This is a genomic window from Tamlana sp. s12, from assembly GCF_016767215.1.
GTDB lineage: Bacteria > Bacteroidota > Bacteroidia > Flavobacteriales > Flavobacteriaceae > Pseudotamlana > Pseudotamlana agarivorans.
Window position 1 is genome coordinate 1,656,502 of sequence record NZ_CP068547.1, and the last position, 22,791, is coordinate 1,679,292.

A 22,791-nucleotide genomic window follows, 5' to 3' on the forward strand; every position below is an offset into this window, starting at 1 on the left:
ATTATCTCCTTAATTTTTAAAAAATACAATTCATGAAACATTTTTTTTCATTTTTAACGCTGCTATCTCTGAGCTTATTCGCGATGGGTCAGAATATAGATTTAAAACAACCTATAGCTGCAGACCAAAGCGTAATAAAAGGCGTGTTGCCTAACGGATTAACCTATTATATAAAAAGTACAGAGGTTGTAAAAGATGCGGCGAGTTATTACATCATTCAAAATGTAGGGTCTGTTTTAGAAAACGACGACCAACAGGGTTTGGCTCACTTTTTAGAACACATGGCTTTTAATGGGACGCAAAATTTTCCGGGAAAAAGTATGCTAAATACATTGCAAGCCCATGGTGCCGTTTTCGGAAAAGACATTAACGCATATACATCTTTCGACGAAACAGTTTATAATATGAATAACATTCCAACCAAAGATGGTTTGATAGATACCTGTTTAACGGTATTAAGCGATTGGTCTAATTATTTATTGTTAACCGATGAAGAAATAGATGCTGAACGTGGCGTGATTAAAGAAGAATGGCGAACCAGACAAAACGGACGCATGCGTTTGTTTGCTAAATCTCTGCCTATCACTTACAATCATTCTAAATATGCAGATAGATTACCTATTGGACAAATGTCTGTGGTGGAGAGTTTCGATTATAAGGCCCTTCGGGATTTTTACCACGATTGGTATAGAACAGACCTTCAGGCTATTGCCGTAATTGGTGATTTCGATGCGAAGGTTATAGAGCAAAAAATCATTGAAAAATTTTCTACAATTCCAGCTGTCGACAATCCTAGAGCGCGCTTTATAATCGATATTCCAGATAACAAAGAGATGATGTATAGCTTAGGGATGGACCCAGAGATATCAACAGCAAATATTGCATTTGGGATACGTCATAAAAAATCATTAGAAACAGAAACTGTGGCCGATTTAAAACGTTCAACGCTTCAATCTATGGCGGTAGGAATGTTAAATGCTAGAATTTCTGAATTGGCTCAAAAACCAGAGGCTTCATTTTTAGGCGCAGGAATGAGTTATAGGAGTATGTCTAGAACAACTAATGCTTTTAGTATCGGAATTTCACCAAAACCCAACATGCAAAAAGAAGCTTTTCAAGAGGTGTTAACAGCAGTCGAGCAAGGTGTAAAGTTCGGGTTTACGCAATCAGAATTGGATAGAAGTATAGTAAAGTACAGCACTTCCTACGAAAATAGAATAGCCAAGCAAGCGAGTATTAGTCATAAAAGTATTATAGGTGGAATAAAGAAAAATTATCTTGAAAATGAAACCATTTCAGATTTAGAGAAAGAATACGAAGTGGTGCAACAAATATTTAAGACCATAACAACAGAAGAGCTGCATACCACCCTTAAAGCAATGTATGCTAAAGACAATAGATATTTAAATGTTACAGGTGTAGAAGGACAAGCAAACTTAACGAAAGCAGAAGCCTTAGATATTATGAGTACTGTTGAAAATGATAAAACACTTCAACCGTATCAGGAAGCTATAGCAGGAAAAACCTTAGTTTCGGGGATTAATTTTGTGCCTGGTGAAATTGTAGAAACGACCGTTAATAACGAGCTGAATGCTACAACGTATGATTTAAGTAATGGTATTAAAGTACATTATAAATTTGTTGATAAAGAGAAAGATAAAGTCGCTTTAAACGCCTTTAGCTACGGTGGAACGTCATTATTGAATACAGAAGATTTACCTTCTGCAAATTTTGTATCGAGTTTAGCTCAGAAATCAGGTTTAGGCGATTTTAATGCTACAGACTTAAGAAAAGTATTAGCAGGAAAAACAGCAAATGTATCTATTGGTTTAGGAGCTATTAATGAAAGTATTTCTGGTGGATCTAATACCAAAGACGTAGAAACCATGTTGCAAATGGTGTACTTGAATTTTGTGAATCCACGTTTTGAAGCGTCTGCTTTTACCGTTCTAAAAAGTGGTTTAGATAATTATATTATTAGAAAATCGAATAGTGTAGCAGATAAAATGAAAGACAGTTTAACTGTAACGGTTTATGGTGAAAACAATCCTAAAGCGCGTCTTTTTACAGAAGACTATGTTTCCGACATTAAATTCGAAAAGATAAAATCGATTTACGACGCACGTTTTCATGACGCTTCAGACTTTGAGTTTTTTATTGTGGGCGATTTAAAAGCAGAACAATTACTACCGCTGTTAGAAAAATATATTGCGAGTATTCCAACATACAATACCACAGAAGCCTATAAAGATAACGGCCCTGAATGGAAATCAGACCATATTAAAGAAGACATTTATTTGGTTATGGAAGACCCAAAAGCGACCGTAAATATCGCTTATAAAAAAGAAATGTCGTATTCAACAGCGCATGCAATTTATACCAATGCGCTTGGCGATATTCTTCAGTTACGTGTTACAGAAAGTATAAGAGAATCTGAAGGAGGCGCATACAGCCCAAGAGCAAATGCAAGTTTGTCTAGAGAGCCAAAATCGCAATTAAACGTGTCATTTAGATTTGATTGTAACCCTGATTTGGCCGATAAATTAGTCGATATCGTGACTGCAGAACTACAGAATATAGCAGATGGAAACGTAAGAGAAGACGATTTAAATAAAACACGAACCAATTTCTTAAAGGAACGTTTACAGTCTAAGGATAAAAATAGTTACGATATGCGATTGCTAACTAGTTTCTATCGCTATGATTTAAATCTAAATGCCCCTAAGAATTTTGAAGATATCGTAAACAAGATGTCTATTAAAAACATTCAAGATATGGCGCGTGAAGTTTTAAATGAAGGAAAATCGTATCAAGTTGTGTTTAAACCAAAGCAATAATAAAACACCTAATTAATGAAAAACATACTAATAGCACTCGCTTTTTTAACATGTGGTTTTGTAAATAGCCAAGTCCTAGATCCTGTAAAATGGACCACTTCTGTAGAGAAAATATCAGATACAGAATATAACTTGATTGCAACAGCAAATATCGATGCGGGTTGGCATTTATATTCGCAAGTCGTACCCGAAGGTGGGCCGATAGCGACGACCTTTATCTACGATAATTCGGAAGAAAATTTTACTTTAAACGGTAATACTGTAGAAGGTGAAGGGCATACGGTTCAAGATCCTGTTTTCGAAATGGAAATAAAATATTTTGATGGTGAAGCAAAATTTATTCAAAACGTAAAAGTCACAAAATCAACCTCTACAATAAACGGATTTGTAGAGTTTATGGTCTGCGACGATACCCGTTGTTTACCACCTACAGAAATAGATTTAGAATTTCAGCTTCACGGAAATAAAGCTTTAGCTACAGAATCGACTGAAGCTGTAACACCAGCAGTCGCTACAGATAATACCATTAAAATTATCGAGGATTCAGCCTCTAATAAAGGACTTTTGTCAATCTTTTTTATTGCCTTTCTATCAGGGTTTGCAGCCTTATTAACACCATGCGTATTCCCTATGATTCCAATGACTGTGAGTTTCTTTACTAAGCAAAGTAAAAACAAAGCCGCTGGAATTAAGAATGCCATTATTTATGGTATTTGTATCATCGTTATTTATTTAGTGTTGGGGATTGCTGTAACCGGAATTTTTGGAGCCGATGCGCTTAATGCGCTAGCCACTAATGTTTGGTTTAATATTATTTTCTTTGTGCTTTTAGTCGTTTTTGCGGTGTCTTTTTTAGGTGCTTTCGAGATCATGTTACCAAATTCTTGGGCGAATAAAGTTGATTCTCAAGCAGATCGTGGCGGACTTGTCGGTATCTTTTTTATGGCCTTAGCCTTGGCTATTGTGTCCTTCTCATGTACAGGTCCAATTGTGGGAACTTTATTAGTGGAAGCGGCATCAAAAGGAGGAGTCGCACCAATAATTGGAATGTTCGGATTTTCATTAGCTATTGCATTACCATTTGCACTATTTGCAGCCTTTCCAGGTTGGTTAAACTCATTACCAAAATCAGGTGGTTGGTTAAACACCGTAAAAGTAGTTTTAGGATTTTTAGAATTAGCCTTAGCATTTAAATTTTTAAGTCAAGCGGATTTAGTTTTGCAGCTTCACATTTTAGAAAGAGAGGTATTTATCGCGATTTGGATTGCCATTTTTGGAACCCTAGCGTTTTATTTATTCGGGAAAATTAAATTACCACACGATTCTCCATTAACGCATATTTCGGTAGGGCGATTAAGTTTAGGACTTATCGTGTTAACCTTCACTATTTATATGATTCCAGGACTTTGGGGGGCACCATTAAATATTATTAGTGCATTCCCGCCACCACAAGATTATAGCGAATCGCCTTATGGAGTTGGCTTCTCTAAATTAGGATCAAGTGGTAGCGCATCCGCTCATGGCGATTTACCTGAAGGGGCACATTTATTAGCGCCACACGATATCATGGCCTTCAACGATTACGACACAGGTTTAGCTTATGCTAAAAAAGTAGGTAAACCTGTGATGCTAGATTTTACAGGTTGGGCGTGTGTAAATTGTAGAAAAATGGAACAAAATGTATGGCCTGAGCCAGAGATTTTAAATCTATTGAAAAACGATGTGGTTTTAATCTCGTTATATGTCGATGACAAACGAAAACTTGAGGCTGATGAGATTGTAGACTCTCAATTAAAACCAGGAAAAAAGTTAAAGTACATCGGACAAAAATGGAGTGAGATGCAAACCATTAAATACAAATCAAATTCACAACCATTTTATGTTATAATCGATCATAATGAAGAGAAGTTAGTAGAGCCCGTGGCTTATCTACCGGATGCTTCAGAATATAAAGCGTGGTTGGAATTGGGGCTTTCAAAATTCTAAATTATAATAATTAGTACATCATATTTTAAATAAAAACAAACTTAAAATGAAAATCAATTATATACTTTACTTATCTTTAATATTAGCTCTTAACAGTTGTAAATCAACCCAAAATGTTCCAGACACTACCGCTACTGCAGTTGAAATATTTGATGAAGAAGCCGAAAATGGCTCAGAGTTTGTTAGCGCTGCAAGTGTAGAAGTTAATAAATTAGTAGCGGCCAATTTGCATACGCCATTTACAAAACTTAAGGAAGACAGAACGAAAAACTTTGAAGTTAATTCAGGAGTTGAGATCGCACATATGAATTCAGATAAAAAGACAGGGAATCAAATGTATCATCACTTGCAGAAAAGCACATTATATATTGGATCTTCATACTTATGTGATAAATGTCCGAATGTACATTTAAGTGCAGCTTCAGGCTTTATAATTCACGAAGATGGCGTTATTGTAACTAACTACCATGTTATTTCACCTAAAGATACTATTGAGTATGATGGTCTTTTTGCAGTAGATCATGAAGGCACTGTTTATGTGGTAACCGAAGTGTTGTCTGCCAGTAAAGCTAACGACTTAGCGATTCTTAAAATTGATACAAAAAGGAAGAAATTAAATGCATTACCATTAGCAGAAACAGAACTTGTTGGAGAAGATGTATATATGATGGGGCATCCTTTTAGAAATACCTTCTTTATGACTAAGGGGATTATTTCTAGAAAATACGTAGCCTCTAAAAAGGCACAACCTAAAATGACCATTACAGCAGAATTTGGTCTAGGTGCGAGTGGAGGACCGGTAGTTAATGACTCGGGTGAAGTTGTTGGAGTGGTAAGTGCTACGCGTGCAAATTATACCGGAGAAGGGACGAAGGAAAAAGGAGATTTACAGCTTCTATTAAAAATAGTTATACCGGTAAGTCAACTTAATAAATACCTTAACGAGAGCGTTTAAAAATTATCATTTATTGTGAGCTTTACTGGAGGCTTTAGTTTTTAAAGCCTTGTGTTTATCTCCTTTAATAAAAGTTGATTTAGGATATGTTTTACTGAAAAAATGAAATTTTATCGATTGAATTTTAGGAAAATATCATATTTGAAATAATAAAAGGAAAAGTGTTTCAAATTATCATTTATGGTTAATGATGTAATATTTTAAATTTAAAAATAATGAGTATTATAAATTTCTTAAAGGATATTTTTAATTCAAATAAAACTTCGGTAACAGAATCCAATTTAGAACAGTTCGGTTTTAGGGGAAGCTTACACTACTACTTTAGCATATAACAACAAAATAAGATAAGAAAACAGAATTGTCAACGATTCTGTCAACGCAAAAATAAAACCCTCATAAACACTGGGTTTATAAGGGTTTTTAGTGGAGTCGGAGAGAATCGAACTCTCGTCCAAACAAGTAACCAAAGGGCTTTCTACACGTTTATTCTTTTCTTGTTTTTTCGATTATAAGCTGGTTAAAGACAACCTACTTATAACTTAGCTTCTTTAGTTTCGTAAAAGCATCAAAGCACTGCTTAAACTATATTGACATTTACGATGCCTCAAAATGGAACGCCGTCAATCAAGGCTTTCCGGAGACATAAAGCTTTCCCGCCTTGCGGGACTAGGCCAATCTTACTATAATTCAGATTATGCAGCTAAAGCGTAGTTATTCTCGCCGTTTAAAATTTGGTCTAGCCTTTTACGTGTTTCAATGCCATTACACGACGTGCTTACCGTTCAATTAATCTCGCTGTCAAAACCAGTCGACCCCAATATGCTTGCGCTAGCAAGTAATTTATAACTGAAACGTATTTTTAACTCAAAAATGCATTTAAAATAATACGGATGAACTTATCAAGTTTGTCGGAAAAACTTAAAAAAGCTATCACCTTCACATTACTTTTTAGAAAACAACAGTTTCATTAGAATGCGTTTTTTGGGCGTTTCCCTATCGGGTCAGGCTTTTCGCTATATCTTTTTTGTGCTGAACTTGCTTCAGTATCACATCAAATAAGTGACTCAGATCTAAGTTCGAAATCATTTAAAATTTTAAACTAAGCACAAAAAAGGATGCCGCTGCAATCCTTAACGCGGGCGTCAAAGGTATTAAAAAAGTTTCAACTTCAATAGGAGCATTTGTATTTCCCTCGAAAAATGGTTTTTTTAGAATATCAACACTAATAAAACTTACAAGTTATTCAGCCTTTAGTCTCCATACTTAGTTGTCCTCATCAACAATTTAATAAATTATAACATCGAGGCGTTTAAGCTATTTCATTTAAGATTAAATTTGGCAAAAAAAACGAATTTTCAATGAACAAACCAAGGGTCGCTTTAGTTGTTGCCATTTTATGCATCTCAATTTTTCCCATTCTTGTGAAACTAAAATTAACACCAGGTGTTATTTCAGCCTTTTATAGAATGCTTATTGCTTCTATCGTTATTTTGCCTTATGTGCTTATTACCAAGCAATATCAGATTAAAAGTAAAGCAGCTTGGGCACTTTCGGCTTTATGCGGCTTGGTGTTCGGCTTAGATGTAGCCGTTTGGAATATTGCCATACAAGAGTCTACCGCCACACAAGCGTCATTGTTAACAAACCTTTCTCCTGTTTGGGTGGGCATTGGTGCCTTTCTATTTTTAAAGGATAAGCCCAAACGTAACTTCTGGCTGGGGACTTTAGTGGCACTTTTCGGTATGGTTCTGTTAGTCGGATTTCAAATTTTCATGGATTTCGATTTCGACCGCGCGTTTTGTTTTGGCGTACTTTCGGGCATGCTTTATGCCGTGTATATGTTAGTTAGTAAAAGAGTACTCCGCACACTAAATGTGCCTACTTTTATGACCATCAGTTTGGTGTCTGCCTCCATATCACTTGGTGTAATAAGTTGGAGTATTGGGGAGCCTTTTTCTGGGTTTTCAACCTCGGGTTGGTTGGTGCTTTGTGTACAAGGTATGGTTTGTCAGCTGCTAGCATGGTTGCTTATTAGTTATGCTACGAAACATATGAGGGCAACAAGAGTGTCGGTGAGTTTATTGGGACAAGGGATTTTAGCCTCTATTTTTGCTTGGTGCTTTTTAGATGAAGCCATAAGTTTTCAGATGGTCGTTGGCGGACTCATCTTACTTTTAGGCATTCGGATTACTTTTTTTGAAAAGCCTTTGGTTTAAAAGGGAGTTTTTAAAGTTGTTTAGTAATAAAGTTAAAAGGTTAAAAGGTTGAAAAGTTACAGGGTTTCAAAGTTTCGAAGTAGCAGGAATTTCTATAGAGTTATAAGTTTACAGCCTACTTCTTTTTGCCTAAAGCATACAGGGGCTTTGTGTTACAACTTTAAAACTTTAAACTTTCTAACTCTAAAAAAAACAGATTCTTCAGTCGTACCTCCTTATGAATGAACTACTAAACTTGTCATGCAGAACGAAGTGAAGCATCTCCATAAGCTCTTAACAAAACCTCTGCGAATCTCAGTGCTACCTCTGTGATTCTCTGTGTCTCAATTGCGAAGCATTGTAACTCAAATACACGGTGTTCGAGCGAAGTCGACAACATTATATCTTCGATTATACAAAACTTCTCGACTCCGCTCGAAGACCGTTAATATAAGCTCGGGGACCTCTGTGTTTCAGCTTTCAAATTTTAAACTTTCTAACCTCTAACTCAAAAAAAACAGATTCTTCAGTCGTACCTCCTTATGAATGAACTACTAAACTTGTCATGCAGAACGAAGTGAAGCATCTCCATAAGCTCTTAACAAAACCTCTGCGAATCTCAGTGCTACCTCTGTGATTCTCTGTGTCTCAATTGCGAAGCATTGTAACTCAAATACACGGTGTTCGAGCGAAGTCGAGAACATTATATCTTCAATTATACAAAACTTCTCGACTGCGCTCGAAGACCGTTAATATAAGCTCGGGGACCTCTGTGTTTCAGCTTTCAAACTATAAAAAACACCCCCTAACCCCCTCAATGTGGAATTGACTCCGACTTTATATATAACGATATACTCCGTGAAACTCAGCGTGCCCTCTGTGGTTCTCTGTGTTTCAATTCCGAAGCTTTGTAACTCAAATATACGGTGTTCGAGCGAAGTCGACAACATTATATCTTCGATTATACAAAACTTCTCGACTGCGCTCGAAGACCGTTAATATAAGCTTGGGGAATCCGTGTGTTACAACTTTCAAATTTTAAACTTTCTAACCTCTAACTCAAAAAAACAGATTCTTCAGTCGTACCTCCTTATGAATGAACTACTAAACTTGTCATGCAGAACGAAGTGAAGCATCTCCATAAGCTCTTAACAAAACCTCTGCGAATCTCAGTGCTACCTCTGTGATTCTCTGTGTCTCAATTCCGAAGCATTGTAACTCAAATACACGGTGTTCGAGCGAAGTCGAGAACATTATATCTTCAATTATACAAAACTTCTCGACTCCGCTCGAAGCCCGTTAATATAAGCTCGGGGACCTCTGTGTTTCAGCTTTCAAACTATAAAAAACACCCCCTAACCCCCTCAATATGGAATTGACTCCGCCCTTAGATATAACGATATACTCCGTGAAACTCAGCTTACCTTCTGTGATTCTCTGTGTTTCAATTCCGAAGCATTGTAACTCAAATAGACGGTGTTCGAGCGAAGTCGAGAACATTATACCTTCGATTATACAAAACTTCTCGACTGCGCTCGAAGACCTTTAATATAAGCTTGGGGACCTCTGTGTTACAACTTTCAAACTTTAAACTTTCTAACCTTCTAACTCAAAAAAAACAGATTTTTCAGTCGTACCTCCTTCTGATGAACTACTAATTTTGTCATGCAGAACGCAGTGAAGCATCTCCATAAGCTCTTAACAAAACCTCTGCGAAACTCAGTGTACCCTCTGTGATTCTCTGTGTTTCAACTTTAAGGCTTTGTAACTTTCTAACTTCGTATCTTAGTAATTACAACGCTACAAAAACAGTTTCCTAGCACCTAAGAACAAAACCTATGAAATTTGCCATTATCAAAGAACGTATCACACCACCAGACCCAAGAGTGGTTTTTTCGCCTTCAAAATTAAAGGAAGTAACACGTCGGTTTCCAAAAGCACAATTCAAAATTGAAGCTTCAAACGATCGTACCTTCCCAGATGATGCTTATAGAAAGGAAGGATTTGAGGTGACTAGCGATGTTTCCGATTGTGACGTTTTTATTGGTATCAAGGAAGTGCCTGCGGAAGCGCTTTTTCCTAATAAAACCTACATGTTTTTTTCCCATACCATAAAAAAGCAAGCTCATAACCGAAAGCTTTTAAAAGCCATTCTAGATAAAAATATCACACTTTACGATCATGAAACGCTGGTAGATCGTCATGGTGTTCGCCTTATTGGTTTTGGGAAATACGCGGGTATTGTTGGGGCTTATAATGCGTTTCGAACTTGGGGATTGAAATTTAACAGTTGGGAATTACCTACAGCACAACATTTAAATAGTACCACTGCTTTGCAAGAAGAACTTGGAAAGCTAAAACTGCCTAGCATTAAAATTTTAGTAACGGGCAATGGGCGCGTCGCAAAAAGCGTACATATGATGTTAGACACTATGGGGATTAAAGCAGTTTCTGTTGCCGAATTTCTAAACGGGTCTTTTAATGAGCCAGTGTATTGCAAAGTTCATGTTGGTGACTATAACATCCACAAATCAGGAAAGACTTTTATTAACGCTGATTTTTATAAAAACCCACAGGACTATAAGTCTAATTTCATGCGATTTGCTCAGGTGGCCGATTTATTAATTACAGGTCATTTTTATAGTGCCGGCGCTCCTAAATTTTACACCCAAGCCGATGTAAAATCACCCCGTTTTAATATTAAAGTTGTAGCCGATATTAGTTGCGATGTTAACGGACCTTTGGCTACAACGCTTCGAGCTTCAAACATCGATAATTCTATTTATGGTTACGATCCAGAAACTGGAAGTGAAGTCGATTATAGAAATCAAAAAGCCATTGCTGTTATGGCGGTAAGTAATTTGCCTTGTGAAATTCCGAAAGATGCCAGTAGAGGCTTTGGAGAAGTATTTTCACAAGAAATCATACCAGCCTTTTTTAATAAGGATAAAGATGGTATTTTGCAGCGGGCAAAAATCACCGAAAACGGAAAACTAACGCCTAAATTTTCCTATCTGCAAGATTTTGTAGATGACAACGAACTATAATTGATTACTAAATAGAACAAATTAAGCATGAAAACAGCTTTGGTAACCGGTGCAGCATCCGGACTGGGATATGAACTCACCCTATTATTAGCAAAAGACCACTATAAACTTATATTGGTTGATGTGAATCCAGAAGCATTAGAGCAAGCCAAAACCAATCTGTTACAGGATTTTGATGTGGAGGTAATCACCTTAGTTAAAGACCTAGCCGTTCCTAATGTGGCGGAAGACATTATGAAATCTATTGATTACCAACCTATAGATGTGCTAATAAATAACGCTGGTTTTGGTTTGTTTGGAACCTTTGCCGAAACCGATTGGAAACGTGAATCGGCCATGCTACATGTGCATATTTTATCCGCCACACATTTAACCAAACTGGTGTTAGAAGGCATGGTGAAACGCGGTTCGGGAAAAATTTTAAACATGTCCTCATTAGCAGCCTTTCAACCTGGACCATTAATGTCTATTTACTATGCTTCCAAAGGCTACATGTTGTCTTTTTCTGAAGCCATTGCTAATGAATTAAAAGGGACAGGGGTTACGGTAACCGCAGTATGCCCTGGTCCGACACAAACGTCTTTTCAGCAAACGGTTTCGGAGAATACGACCGATAACAAAATTAAATTTAATATGGCCTGTGCTAAAAGTGTTGCCGAGTATGGTTATAAAGCCATGTTGCAAGGGAGAACCTATGCCATTCCTGGGCGATTTAATAAGTTCTTAGCTACCTTGCCACGTTTTCTTCCAAGGAGAACCGCTACGTATATTGTGAGTACCATTCAGAAGAAAAATCGAGAAGAGTAGTTTTTTATGTTGCAGAGTTTCAAGGCTACAAAGTTTCAAAGCTTCAAAGTATCAAAGTTAGCTTTGGATACAGTGAGTTGTTTTAAACTTAAAACCTATAGCTGTTTGTGTCCTTCGGCAAGCTCAGGATGATTGTTTTTGATAAACACTATTAAAATACAGAGTCCCTAATTTACCTCTGTAACTTTGAAACTCTTTATCTATGAAACTTTACGCTTTGGAAACCTCCATAAAATCTACAAAGCATTAATCGTTTTTCTAATGGCTACTAAATTGGTTAAAAGCCCTTCTAAATTATCCAAATGAAGCATGTTAGCGCCATCACTTTTAGCATTTGCAGGATCGAAGTGGGTTTCAATAAACAAACCATCAACGTTGTTAACGATGCCAGCTCTTGCTATGGTTTCAATCATATCGGGTCTGCCGCCAGTAACTCCAGCCGATTGATTCGGTTGTTGTAAGGAATGTGTTACATCTAAAACCGTTGGTGCGTACTCGCGCATGGTAGGAATACCTCTAAAGTCTACAATCATATCTTGGTAACCAAACATCGTACCTCTATCGGTAATCCATGCTTTATAGCTACCAGCATCTTTTACTTTTTGAACGGCGTGTTTCATGGCTTCCGGACTCATAAACTGGCCTTTTTTCAAATTAACCACTTTACCTGTTTTAGCTGCTGCAACAACCAAATCGGTTTGACGCACTAAAAATGCTGGAATTTGCAAAACATCTACATATTCTGCAGCCATAGTAGCATCTGTTACTTCATGAATATCGGTAACCGTTGGGACATCAAAAGTTTCCGAAACCTTTTTTAAGATTTTTAAAGCCTTTTCATCTCCTATACCTGTAAAACTATCAATTCTACTGCGGTTGGCTTTTTTGAAACTCCCTTTAAAAACATAAGGGATTTCTAATTTGTTTGTGATTCCCACTACCTTTTCAGCGATACGTAGCGCCATGTCTTCGCTTTCAATAGCACATGGGCCACAAAGCAAAAAGAAGTTATTAGAATTGGTGTGTTTTAACTTAGGTACGTCGTTAAGGGTCATAGCCATGAATTTTTGTGCGTCAAAGGTACGTATTAAAAATATTTTTTTTCACGAATTATTTGTGACCGTTAATTAAGAAATCGACGTAATTTTCAACTTATTGATAGGAAAAGGGGAAGGTTAGGAGTATTTCAGTAGTATAATAAGTGATATTTTAAATTTAAATTCTGTTTTATAAGTATCTGAAATATATGTTTATAGGTTAAATTATGGGCTTTGTTTAATCTGTAGTAATGGTAAAATGAAACCTTGGTTAAAATAAAAAACAAAAAAACAATTTTCTATGAAAAAAGAGTACCTTTGCCGCTCAATTTAAGGCACTTTTATGGCTACTATTAAAAATATTGCAATTATTGCACACGTAGATCACGGTAAAACTACGTTAGTTGACAAGATCATGTATCATTGTCAGTTATTTCGTGAAAACGAAAACACAGGAGATTTAATTCTTGATAATAACGATTTAGAACGTGAAAGAGGTATTACAATTACTTCTAAAAACGTTTCTGTTATCTATAAGGATACTAAAATTAATATCATTGATACACCAGGTCACGCCGATTTCGGAGGTGAAGTAGAGCGTGTTTTAAACATGGCCGATGGTGTTTTACTATTAGTTGATGCCTTTGAAGGACCGATGCCACAAACGCGTTTTGTACTTCAAAAAGCTATTGACTTAGGATTAAAACCATGTGTGGTTGTAAACAAAGTTGATAAGGAAAACTGTACGCCTGATGAGGTGCATGAAAAAGTTTTCGATTTGATGTTCGAATTAGGTGCTGAAGAATGGCAATTAGATTTCCCTACAGTGTACGGTTCTGCAAAGAATAACTGGATGAGTGACGATTGGCAAAAGCCAACTGAAAATATCGAACCATTATTAGATATGGTAATCGAGCATATTCCTGAGCCTAAAATTCCTGAAGGAAATACACAAATGTTAATTACGTCTTTAGATTTCTCTTCTTTTACGGGACGAATCGCAATTGGACGTTTAACACGTGGTGAACTTAAAGTAGGTCAGAATATCTCTTTAGTGAAACGCGATGGAAGTATCGTTAAAAATAAAATTAAAGAACTTCATGTTTTTGAAGGTCTTGGACGTATAAAAGTAGACGAAGTTCAAACAGGTGATATCTGTGCGATTGTTGGATTAGAAGGTTTTGAAATTGGTGATACTGTTGCCGATTTTGAAAACCCTGAAGGTTTAAAAACCATTGCTATCGATGAGCCTACTATGAGTATGTTATTCACGATTAACGATTCACCTTTCTTTGGGAAAGATGGAAAGTTTGTAACGTCTCGTCATATTAAAGACCGTTTAACAAAAGAGCTTGAGAAAAACTTAGCTTTACGTGTTAACGAAACTGATAGTGCTGATAAATTCATGGTTTTTGGCCGTGGGGTACTGCATTTATCTGTTTTAATTGAAACGATGCGTCGTGAAGGTTACGAGCTTCAAATTGGTCAGCCACAAGTAATCATTAAAGAAATTGATGGTGTTAAATGTGAGCCTGTTGAAGAGATGACTATCGATTTACCTGAAACTGTTTCTGGTAAAGCTGTAGAAATGGTAACCATGCGTAAAGGTGAAATGTTAAGTATGGAAGCTAAAGGTGACCGTATGGTTTGTGAGTTTATTATTCCTTCAAGAGGGATTATCGGACTTAGAAATCAATTGTTAACGGCTACGGCTGGTGAGGCGATTATGGCACACCGCTTTAAAGAGTATCAACCTTTAAAAGGTGGTATTCCAGAACGTCAAAACGGATCGTTAGTATCTATGGAAAAAGGACAAGCAATTCCTTATTCTATCGATAAATTACAAGATCGTGGTAAGTTTTTCGTAGATCCAGGTGAAGATATTTATGAAGGTCAAGTTATTGGTGAAAATTCACGTGGTGATGATATGACGGTTAACGTAACGAAAACTAAAAAGTTAAGTAACGTTCGTTCTTCTGGTGCCGATGATAAAGCTAAAATTGTACCTGCTATTAAGTTTTCTTTAGAGGAAGCTTTAGAGTATATCCAGAAAGATGAATATGTTGAGGTGACACCAAACTTCTTACGTATCCGTAAAATCTACTTAACAGAGGTTGAACGTAAAAGAAATAAATCAATATAATAGATAGATGGAATTTCTAGGAATCGCTTGGGTAGAATGGCTTGGTTATCTTGCTATGGCTGTCCTTTTGATTTCTTTCCTAATGACATCTGTTAAAAAATTACGAATAGTAAACTCCGTTGGGTGTTTACTATTCGTGTTTTATGGCATAGCCTTAAGTCCTTCTTCATTACCCATTATTATTACCAATTCAGCGATCTGCTGTATTAATATTTACTACTTGTATTTTCGAAAAAGTTAATAATAGAAACGCTTTAACTTGAGCTGTTTTATCAACTTCAAAACAACCCCTTAGAATTTAAATGATTTTGTATATTTGGTTTCTTATAAATTGATAATAGACCAATAATTAGTCTTTTTATGTGTTAATCACACAAGAGGAGTGTGATTAAAATATCAATTAATTAACCAAACCAAACCATTAATTGAAGGAATTAATAGACTATATAAAAAGCAAGGTTTTAGTAAAAATTGCTTCTTTACAAATTTTCGCTGTATTCACAAGAATTGTAGCAGGACTATTAACTTCTAAAGCTATTGCCGTATTTATTGGAGCCGAAGGATTAGCACTAATTGGGAATTTACGCAATTTTGTGCAAGCTTCCCAAACGGTAGCTTCTGGAGGGCTTTATAAAGGCATTGTTAAATATGTAGGCAAGTTTAATGACAGTACCTCCGAGCTCAGTAAAGTTATTTCCTCGGTTTTTTACGCTGGGTTTGTGTGCACCGTTATGGTGTGTTTTTTTTGCTACCTCAAGGCAGATTGGATTAATGACTTGGTTTTTCCCAATTATAACGACTATGCCTATGTGATTAAAATCTTCGCCATAGCTTTACCTTTTTATATTCTGAATATGTTTTCATTTTCAATAATGAACGGATTTTCAAAATATAAAATACTAATTGTAATTAATATTATTGGCCAGATTTTAAGTGTTTCTATTACACTAATATTAATTTTCCAAAACAAAATTGATGGCGCTCTGATAGCGGTGGTTATTTCTGAATCATTAATCTTTCTAATTACCTTAGTGGGTATCATTAATAGACGTAGTTTAGTGCCGCTCATTAAGGCTAGTATGTTTAGTTTTGGGTACTTGAAAAAAATGCACATGTTTGTGCTTATGGCTATTTTTTCTGGGGTGTTATTACCTTTAGTAGCGCTTGCAATTCGAACACATATTATTGAAAACATAGGCTATAAAGATGCAGGTTTTTGGGAGGCTATGATGCGAGTTTCAAAGTATTATTTAATGTTTGTGACCGCGTTAATCACCCTTTATCGCTTACCCCGATTTTCGGAATTCAAGGAGGTCACTCAATTTAAAAGGGCTGTGATTCGCTTTTATAGGCGTATGATTCCTTTTCTAGTCATCGGACTTTTTCTAATTTACCTGCTTAGAAAATATGTAGTGCTAGTGGTTTTTACTGATGAGTTTCAGCCTGTAGAAGATTTGTTTTTATGGCAGTTACTAGGTGATTTTATTAAAGTTTTGTCCATGGTAATTGCTTATCAATTCTTGGCAAAAAAAATGTTTTGGCATTATGTATTAACCGAAGCCTTTTTAATGATTACGTTGTATAGTTCGAGTATCTATTTTATTAATTTATTTAATGGTATTCAAGGGGCCGTTATTGCGCATTTTGTGAGTTATTTGATGTACTTTGGTATCGTTTTGCTTGTATTTAGAGGTACGCTTTTTGGGTTGGAGGTTAGTGATAAAACCAATTTGAAGATTTAAAACCAATGAGTGTTCAATTGCTAATACTGTTCAGATATGGTGGGTGAGTTTAAAGAATATGCTGTTGTAAGATATACAGATTCATATTATAATCAATGGAATAACTTTGTTGAAAATGCAAAAAATGCTACTTTTTTATTTCATCGCGATTTTATGGAATATCATAAAGATCGCTTTGAAGATTTTTCATTATTAATTTTTAAAAAGGATAAAATAGTAGGCCTCTTGCCTGCAAATATTCAGGATAATCGAATTTATTCTCATCAAGGATTGACTTATGGGGGGCTTTTGTTGCAATACGGAATTTCAGCTATTAAAGTTTTTGAAATTTTTAAAACACTTTGCTTTTTTTTAAAACAAGAAGGTTTTTTAAGTTTTTTTATAAAACAAGTTCCTGATTTTTATTGTAATGGATCTAATTTTGAAATCCCTTATATTTTAGGAAATGAAAAAGCTTCACTAGACCGCCATATGGTTCTTGCTATCGATTATTCATATCCTATTAATTTTCATAAAACCAAAATTAAGAATCGTAGGAAAAGTGAGGCGTGTAATTTTGAAATTAAAGAAAATGACGCATTGGAAATTTTTTGGAAGAATGTGCTAGAACCTCGACTGCAAAAAAAATATAATTCAATGCCAGTACATTCTTTAGATGAAATAGCATATTTACAATCTCGTTTTCCATCCAAAATAAAGCAGTATAATATTTATCATAATGGACAGGTTCTTGCTGGAATAACTATTTTTGAAACTCAATATGTTGTAAAATCTCAATATGGAGCCACAACTACTTTAGGGGAAAAAATGAGGGCGTTAGATTATTTATTCCTTTTCTTAATAGAAAAATATAAAAATGAAGGCAAAAAATTTTTCTCGATGGGGACTGTAACAGATAGTAGTGAAACAGGATATAGTGAAGGGATGTTAAAGCAAAAGGAGGAATTAGGTTGTAGCATTTATTTGCAAGATTATTTTACTATAGATTTAGTTTAAATTCAATTTATAATTATACCATTTAAATGATAAAATTTCTAGAATTAAAAAAAATAAATGCTCGATATCAAGATGAGTTTAAAAACCAATTTGATTTTTTTTTAGATTCAGGGAGTTATATTTTAGGTGAACAAGTATCTAGTTTTGAAAAGGAGTACGCCAATTACTGTGGTACAAAATTTTGTATAGGAGTAAGTTCTGGGCTTGATGCGCTTCAACTTGTATTTGAAGGTTATAAATCACTTGGTGCTTTAAAGGTTGGTGATGAAGTTCTTGTGCCTGCAAATACCTATATAGCAACTGTGTTGGCGATAAGCAATACTGGATTAAAACCAGTTTTGGTAGAACCAAATAAAGAAACCTATAATATTGACCCTTTAGAAGTTTTAAAAAAAATTACTCCAAGTACCAAAGCTATTTTAGGGGTTCATTTGTATGGTCAATTATATAATGTTGAAGCTTTAGAAAAAATATCTAGAGATTATAATTTATTATTAATTGAGGATGCAGCCCAAGCCCATGGGGCAACCAATAGCGATGGACGTAAGGCAGGCAGTGTTTCAAATGCTGCGGCTTTTAGTTTTTATCCAACAAAAAATTTAGGAGCATTAGGAGATGCAGGTGCGATTACAACTAATAATGAGGAATTAGCAAATGTAATATTCAAGCTAAGAAATTATGGGCGAAAATCCTCTTATGAGAATGATATAAAGGGATTTAACTGTAGAATAGATGAGTTGCAAGCAGCTTTTTTAAGGGTGAAATTAAAATTCTTGGACAGTGACAATAACAAGAGAAAGGAAATAGCTTCAACTTATTTGAATAGTATCAATTCCCCTTCAATCCTATTGCCTACGATTGAGAAGAAAAATGCACATGTTTTTCATTTGTTTGTAGTAAAGAGTAAGAAAAGAGATGAATTAAAAGACTTTTTGTTTAAAAATGGAATCGAATCTTTTGTTCATTATCCAATTCCAATTCATAAACAGTTAGCTTTCAAAAATTGGAATGCTGTTAGTTTACATAAAACAGAAAGTATTCATAACGAAGTTCTTAGTTTACCTATGAACCCTATGTTAAATGATGTAGAGGTAAATAAAATAGTTTCGGTGTTATCCAAATTTCATTAATGCTTGGAAAAACAATCAACTTCATACAAACAAATTTTAAAATCCACCTCTTTATTTGGTGGTGTTCAGATATTTAATATCCTATTATCAGTAATTAAAACAAAAATAATAACTGTTTTAGTTGGAGCTAGTGGTTTAGGGGTGTTAGGACTGTTAACCTCTACAGTTAAACTTATTGTAGATTTTACAAAATTAGGATTAGAGACAAGTGCTGTTAAAGAAATTTCAGAGTATGATTCTAAAGCGAATAGGAGTGAATTTCATTCATTTGTTGATGTTTTAAATAAAGTCGTTTGGTTTACAGCTATTATAGGAGCGTTACTTTGTATGTTTTTTTCTGGTTGGTTAAGTACATGGGCTTTTGGGAATTCAAATTATAAGATTGAATTTATGTGGTTGTCATTAGCGGTTTTTTTTACTCAACTAACTAATGGAAAAAAAGCGATATTGCAGGGTACCCGGCAATTAAAAAAACTTGCTAAAGCAAATTTATGGGGCAGTTTTTTAGGGTTGTTGGTGGCAATTCCTATTTATTATTACTATAAAATTGATGGTATTGTTCCTTCAATAATTTTAAGTGTAATAATCGCTTATTTCATTGTTGTTCTTTATGTTGAACACAAAGGGTTTAAAATAAGAAAAATAGGTATTGTAGAAACTTTCAAAAAAAGTAAGTCTATGCTTAGTTTAGGGCTCTCCTTGAGTGTTAATTCGCTTATTGTAGCCCTAACGCTTTGGTTGATTCAAATATATATAAGAAATTCAGGAGGATTACAAGAAGTGGGTTATTATAGTGCTGGAATGCTTATTATTAATTCCTATGTAGGGTTGATTTTTAATGCTATGGGGACAGATTATTTTCCTAGGTTGTCTGCGATAAATAAAGACAATAGTTTAATACAAAAAGTAGTTAATGAACAAGCCGAAATAGCAGTACTTTTAATTACACCAATTATAGCTGTTTTTTTTGTATTTGCTCCCCTAGTACTACAGCTGCTATATTCCCAGGAATTTATTGTTATTTTAGGATTCGTGACTTTTGGAGTATTAGGAACATTATTTAAAGCCATATCATTTACATTAGGCTATGTTATAATAGCAAAAGGTAGTTCCAAATTATTTATTAAAATTTCTATTGTATTTAATTTTTTAATGCTTTTAATTAGTTTTTTTAGCTATAAAGCAGGAGGCCTAACAGGATTGGGGGTTGGTTTGGTGATTTATTATATAATTCATTTTGTTACTTTAAAAATTTTAACGGGGTATTACTATCAATTAAATTTGAAAAAATCATTTTATAGAATTTTTTTTATTTGTATTTCTATTTGTGTTTTTTCTTACTTAGGAACTTTGGTTCAAAACCGGTTTTTGCATTATTTATGGTTAACTTTAATGGCAATAGTTTCTTTAATTTTTACGTTTACAGAAATTCAAAAACGAATAAATATTAAGTATTTGATTAAAGGTTTTTTTAAGAAAATTGAAAAATAAAATAAAGCTGTGCTGTAATGATTAAAAAGTTGATAATAAAAGCGTATTTATACTCTAGAAAGGTAGTGTACAGTCGTTTTTCTAATAACAAAAAAGTTGTTGGGAAGTATATGGAATATCAGCCTGTCGTTTTAAAAGGGGAAGGGGAGATTAATTTTGGAGAGCATGTAAGTTTTGGTGTAATAAACTCACCTTTTTATTTAAATTCGTATTGTTATATTGAGGCTAGATCAAAAAAAGCCAGTATTTTCTTCGGAAATAATATACATATCAATAATGCTGTCTCTATTGTTTCAGAGAAGAAAATTATTATAAAAGATAATGTGTTAATAGGTCATTCTTGTACGATTATGGATAGTAATTTTCATGATTTAACTGCTAATAATCGCACTAGTACTGATCCTGATCCTCAAGAGGTCATTATTGGAAGGAATGTTTTTATAGGTAACAAGGTAACTGTGTTAAAAGGAGTTGTTCTTGGTGAAAATACTGTGGTTGCTGCGTGTTCTGTTGTAACAAAAAGTTTTCCTTCAAATGTGGTTATTGGAGGGAATCCTGCTAAAATAATTAACACGCTAGCTTAGGGGTATATTCTGTTCTAAGAACCGAAACTTTTTTGTTAATACTTATAAAATTATTTTCTTTTTCAATAAAAAAAATAGTGTTTTTGATACCCTCTATTTTATAATGCTTGATCAAAATGTAATGGCCTTTTCTTAAGTAATCCTAATTATTTCATGAAATAAGATCTATTTTGATAGCTTATATAATGATTTGCGATAATGAATTATATTTACAGAAAATAAGCAGGCGTTATAAGTTGTTCATGTATTTGGATGTTGGAGAAACTACTTGCTTAAAACCAGTATAATAATGAATGGTGAATTCAAAATAATCAATATTCCAAAAATTTCAGACCCAAGGGGTAACTTATCTGTTATTGAAAAAGATTGTATTCCTTTTGGAATTAAGAGGGTATATTATTTATACGACGTTCCTAGCGATTCTTACAGAGGAGGACACGCACATAAGGAGCAACTTGAGTTTTTAATAGCGCTAAGCGGTAGCTTTGAGGTTATTTTAGATAATGGGAAATACAAAGAAAAGGTAATGCTTAATAAACCAAATAAGGGATTGTTAATACCGACTAGGATGTGGCGTGAATTAGAAAATTTTTCTTCTGGAGCAGTATGTTTGGTGTTAGCCTCAGATGTTTATGATGAAGTAGATTACATTAGGGATTACGATGAGTTTTTAGAAAGTAAGCGTTAAGTATTCCAACAATCTATGTATTGTTGTGCTACTTTTTTATAGTCATGAATCTCTTCAATATAATCTCTAGCATTTTTACTAATACTTTCAATTTCTTTAGGGTTTTCAATTAAATAGCTTAGGTTATCTATAATTTCTTGAAGGTTCGGTGTTGTATTTATAGCAATTCGTTTTTTTATCTTATAGTGATCTAAAAATTCCTCACTAACACCTGTGAAAACAACTTTTCCTTTGGCCATGGCTTCTAGAGCATTATAACCTTGGTCGTAAGCATATACTTGGTCAAGTAAGATATGACTTTCGTTATAAAGTGAAATATAGTCTTTGTAAGGAATATTTTCTACTTCAACAATATCTACTTGATTAGGGTATTTTTCTTTTATAAAATTTAAAGCCGAACAGAAAAAATCATTTCCTTTTTTATGGTAATTAATTCTATTAATTCCATGAAAAATTTTCACTTTATCTTTAATTTTTACAGGCTTGTACGCCAAAAGATCTATGTTTATAGGAAAAGGAATAAGAGGCTTTGCTTTAGGATGGTTTTTGTATGCCATTTCGTAATCCATGTCTCCAGGAATGTAAGCTTCTGCATTTTCTAGTACGAAGTTGTGTAGCTTTTTATGAGCTGTGTTTAAATACGCTAGACTATATTTAAAATGCTCCTTTAGTTTAGGGTTTTTAATGTATGGTGTTAATATGTGATGGGGTAAATCGGCATTTAAAATATAATTTAAATAGATTACATCATTTCCACAAGCTGATACATATATTTTGTTGTTATTTTTAAAAATGAATTTAAGTAATATTTTGTCAAAATATGGTGTAGATTTAATAGGGTATTCGTTAATCAGTTGCACATAATCAAAGCCTTTTAGTTTGTGCTTATTTCTAAAAAAATAATATGAGGTTTCAAAGGCGGCGATATCAAACTTAAAAAGCTTAATCAGTAAATAGCGAAGATATTTTAATGGTGTTTTGGCTAATAATTGGGGTTCAAAAGAAACATCTACAGGAAGAGATTTAAAACCATCTTTACGACCAGCTAATACAACCGAGTAATTAAGCTTTTCAAGACCTTTTTTTAATGTGTTATGAAAGTTGCTGTATTCGCCTAATAAAAGAATTTTCATAGCTTATTTTGTTGGACGTA

The 22,791-nt window shown here is 34.4% G+C and carries 15 protein-coding genes and 1 other RNA gene; 13 read left to right on the forward strand and 3 right to left on the reverse strand.

The genetic code is table 11. The features are described 5' to 3' along the window. Positions 1-32: 32 nt before the first annotated feature. From JJL45_RS07165 to JJL45_RS07175, 3 genes are read left to right on the forward strand one after another with little or no spacing between them, the layout of a single operon-like run. Positions 33-2,837, forward strand: coding sequence for a M16 family metallopeptidase (locus JJL45_RS07165; RefSeq protein WP_068603092.1), 2,805 nt, complete (start codon positions 33-35; stop codon positions 2,835-2,837). Between the two features lie 15 nt (positions 2,838-2,852). Beyond that, positions 2,853-4,823: a protein-disulfide reductase DsbD family protein gene (locus tag JJL45_RS07170; RefSeq protein ID WP_068603091.1), complete on the forward strand. Its 1,971-nt coding sequence runs from the start codon at positions 2,853-2,855 to the stop codon at positions 4,821-4,823. Positions 4,824-4,869: 46 nt separating this feature from the next. Beyond that, positions 4,870-5,778 (forward strand): serine protease, encoded by a 909-nt coding sequence (locus JJL45_RS07175; RefSeq protein ID WP_068603090.1) that lies wholly within the window; start codon positions 4,870-4,872, stop codon positions 5,776-5,778. Positions 5,779-6,199: 421 nt separating this feature from the next. On the opposite strand, the gene ssrA is transcribed toward JJL45_RS07175, so the two are convergent. Next, positions 6,200-6,594: a transfer-messenger RNA gene (gene ssrA / locus JJL45_RS07180) on the reverse strand. A gap of 542 nt (positions 6,595-7,136) precedes the next feature. Between ssrA and JJL45_RS07185 the strand changes: the two genes are divergently transcribed. The 3 genes from JJL45_RS07185 to JJL45_RS07195 all read left to right on the forward strand — a co-directional run bounded on the left by JJL45_RS07185 (position 7,137) and on the right by JJL45_RS07195 (position 11,827). Then, positions 7,137-7,994 (forward strand): DMT family transporter, encoded by an 858-nt coding sequence (locus tag JJL45_RS07185; protein WP_068603089.1) that lies wholly within the window; start codon positions 7,137-7,139, stop codon positions 7,992-7,994. A 1,817-nt stretch (positions 7,995-9,811) separates the two neighbouring features. Next, positions 9,812-11,020, forward strand: coding sequence for an NAD(P)-dependent oxidoreductase (locus JJL45_RS07190; RefSeq protein WP_068603088.1), 1,209 nt, complete (start codon positions 9,812-9,814; stop codon positions 11,018-11,020). 27 nt (positions 11,021-11,047) lie between these two features. Next, the gene (locus JJL45_RS07195; RefSeq protein ID WP_068603087.1) at positions 11,048-11,827 is read left to right on the forward strand and encodes an SDR family NAD(P)-dependent oxidoreductase; all 780 of its coding nucleotides are present in this window, start codon (positions 11,048-11,050) and stop codon (positions 11,825-11,827) included. 236 nt (positions 11,828-12,063) lie between these two features. On the opposite strand, the gene kdsA is transcribed toward JJL45_RS07195, so the two are convergent. Continuing rightward, complete coding sequence (kdsA, locus tag JJL45_RS07200) at positions 12,064-12,882, reverse strand: 3-deoxy-8-phosphooctulonate synthase (RefSeq protein WP_068603153.1); 819 nt, start codon at positions 12,880-12,882, stop codon at positions 12,064-12,066. Positions 12,883-13,207: 325 nt separating this feature from the next. Between kdsA and typA the strand changes: the two genes are divergently transcribed. The 7 genes from typA (at position 13,208) to JJL45_RS07235 (ending at position 21,638) form a co-directional block, all read left to right on the forward strand. Further along, positions 13,208-15,007, forward strand: a complete 1,800-nt coding sequence (typA, locus tag JJL45_RS07205) for a translational GTPase TypA (protein WP_068603086.1) — start codon at positions 13,208-13,210, stop codon at positions 15,005-15,007. 425 nt (positions 15,008-15,432) lie between these two features. Continuing rightward, positions 15,433-16,749 (forward strand): O-antigen translocase, encoded by a 1,317-nt coding sequence (locus tag JJL45_RS07210; RefSeq protein ID WP_068603085.1) that lies wholly within the window; start codon positions 15,433-15,435, stop codon positions 16,747-16,749. A 36-nt stretch (positions 16,750-16,785) separates the two neighbouring features. Continuing rightward, positions 16,786-17,745, forward strand: a complete 960-nt coding sequence (locus JJL45_RS07215; protein WP_068603084.1) for a FemAB family protein — start codon at positions 16,786-16,788, stop codon at positions 17,743-17,745. Positions 17,746-17,771: 26 nt separating this feature from the next. Next, on the forward strand, positions 17,772-18,875 hold the full coding sequence (locus JJL45_RS07220) for a DegT/DnrJ/EryC1/StrS family aminotransferase (RefSeq protein ID WP_068603083.1): 1,104 nt from the start codon (positions 17,772-17,774) through the stop codon (positions 18,873-18,875). Positions 18,876-18,878: 3 nt separating this feature from the next. Next, positions 18,879-20,366 carry an oligosaccharide flippase family protein gene (locus tag JJL45_RS07225; protein ID WP_068603082.1) on the forward strand — a complete coding sequence of 496 codons (1,488 nt, stop codon included), beginning with the start codon at positions 18,879-18,881 and terminating at the stop codon, positions 20,364-20,366. Positions 20,367-20,383: 17 nt separating this feature from the next. Further along, the gene (locus tag JJL45_RS16275; protein ID WP_082935913.1) at positions 20,384-20,950 is read left to right on the forward strand and encodes an acyltransferase; all 567 of its coding nucleotides are present in this window, start codon (positions 20,384-20,386) and stop codon (positions 20,948-20,950) included. A 289-nt stretch (positions 20,951-21,239) separates the two neighbouring features. Then, entirely contained in the window at positions 21,240-21,638 is a 399-nt protein-coding gene (locus tag JJL45_RS07235) for a sugar 3,4-ketoisomerase (RefSeq protein WP_068603081.1), read from the forward strand. Here JJL45_RS07235 and JJL45_RS07240 read toward each other — a convergent pair. Next, positions 21,635-22,771 carry a glycosyltransferase gene (locus tag JJL45_RS07240; RefSeq protein ID WP_068603080.1) on the reverse strand — a complete coding sequence of 379 codons (1,137 nt, stop codon included), beginning with the start codon at positions 22,769-22,771 and terminating at the stop codon, positions 21,635-21,637. The two genes, JJL45_RS07235 and JJL45_RS07240, sit on opposite strands and share 4 nt — an antisense overlap. Between the last annotated feature and the right edge of the window lie 20 nt (positions 22,772-22,791).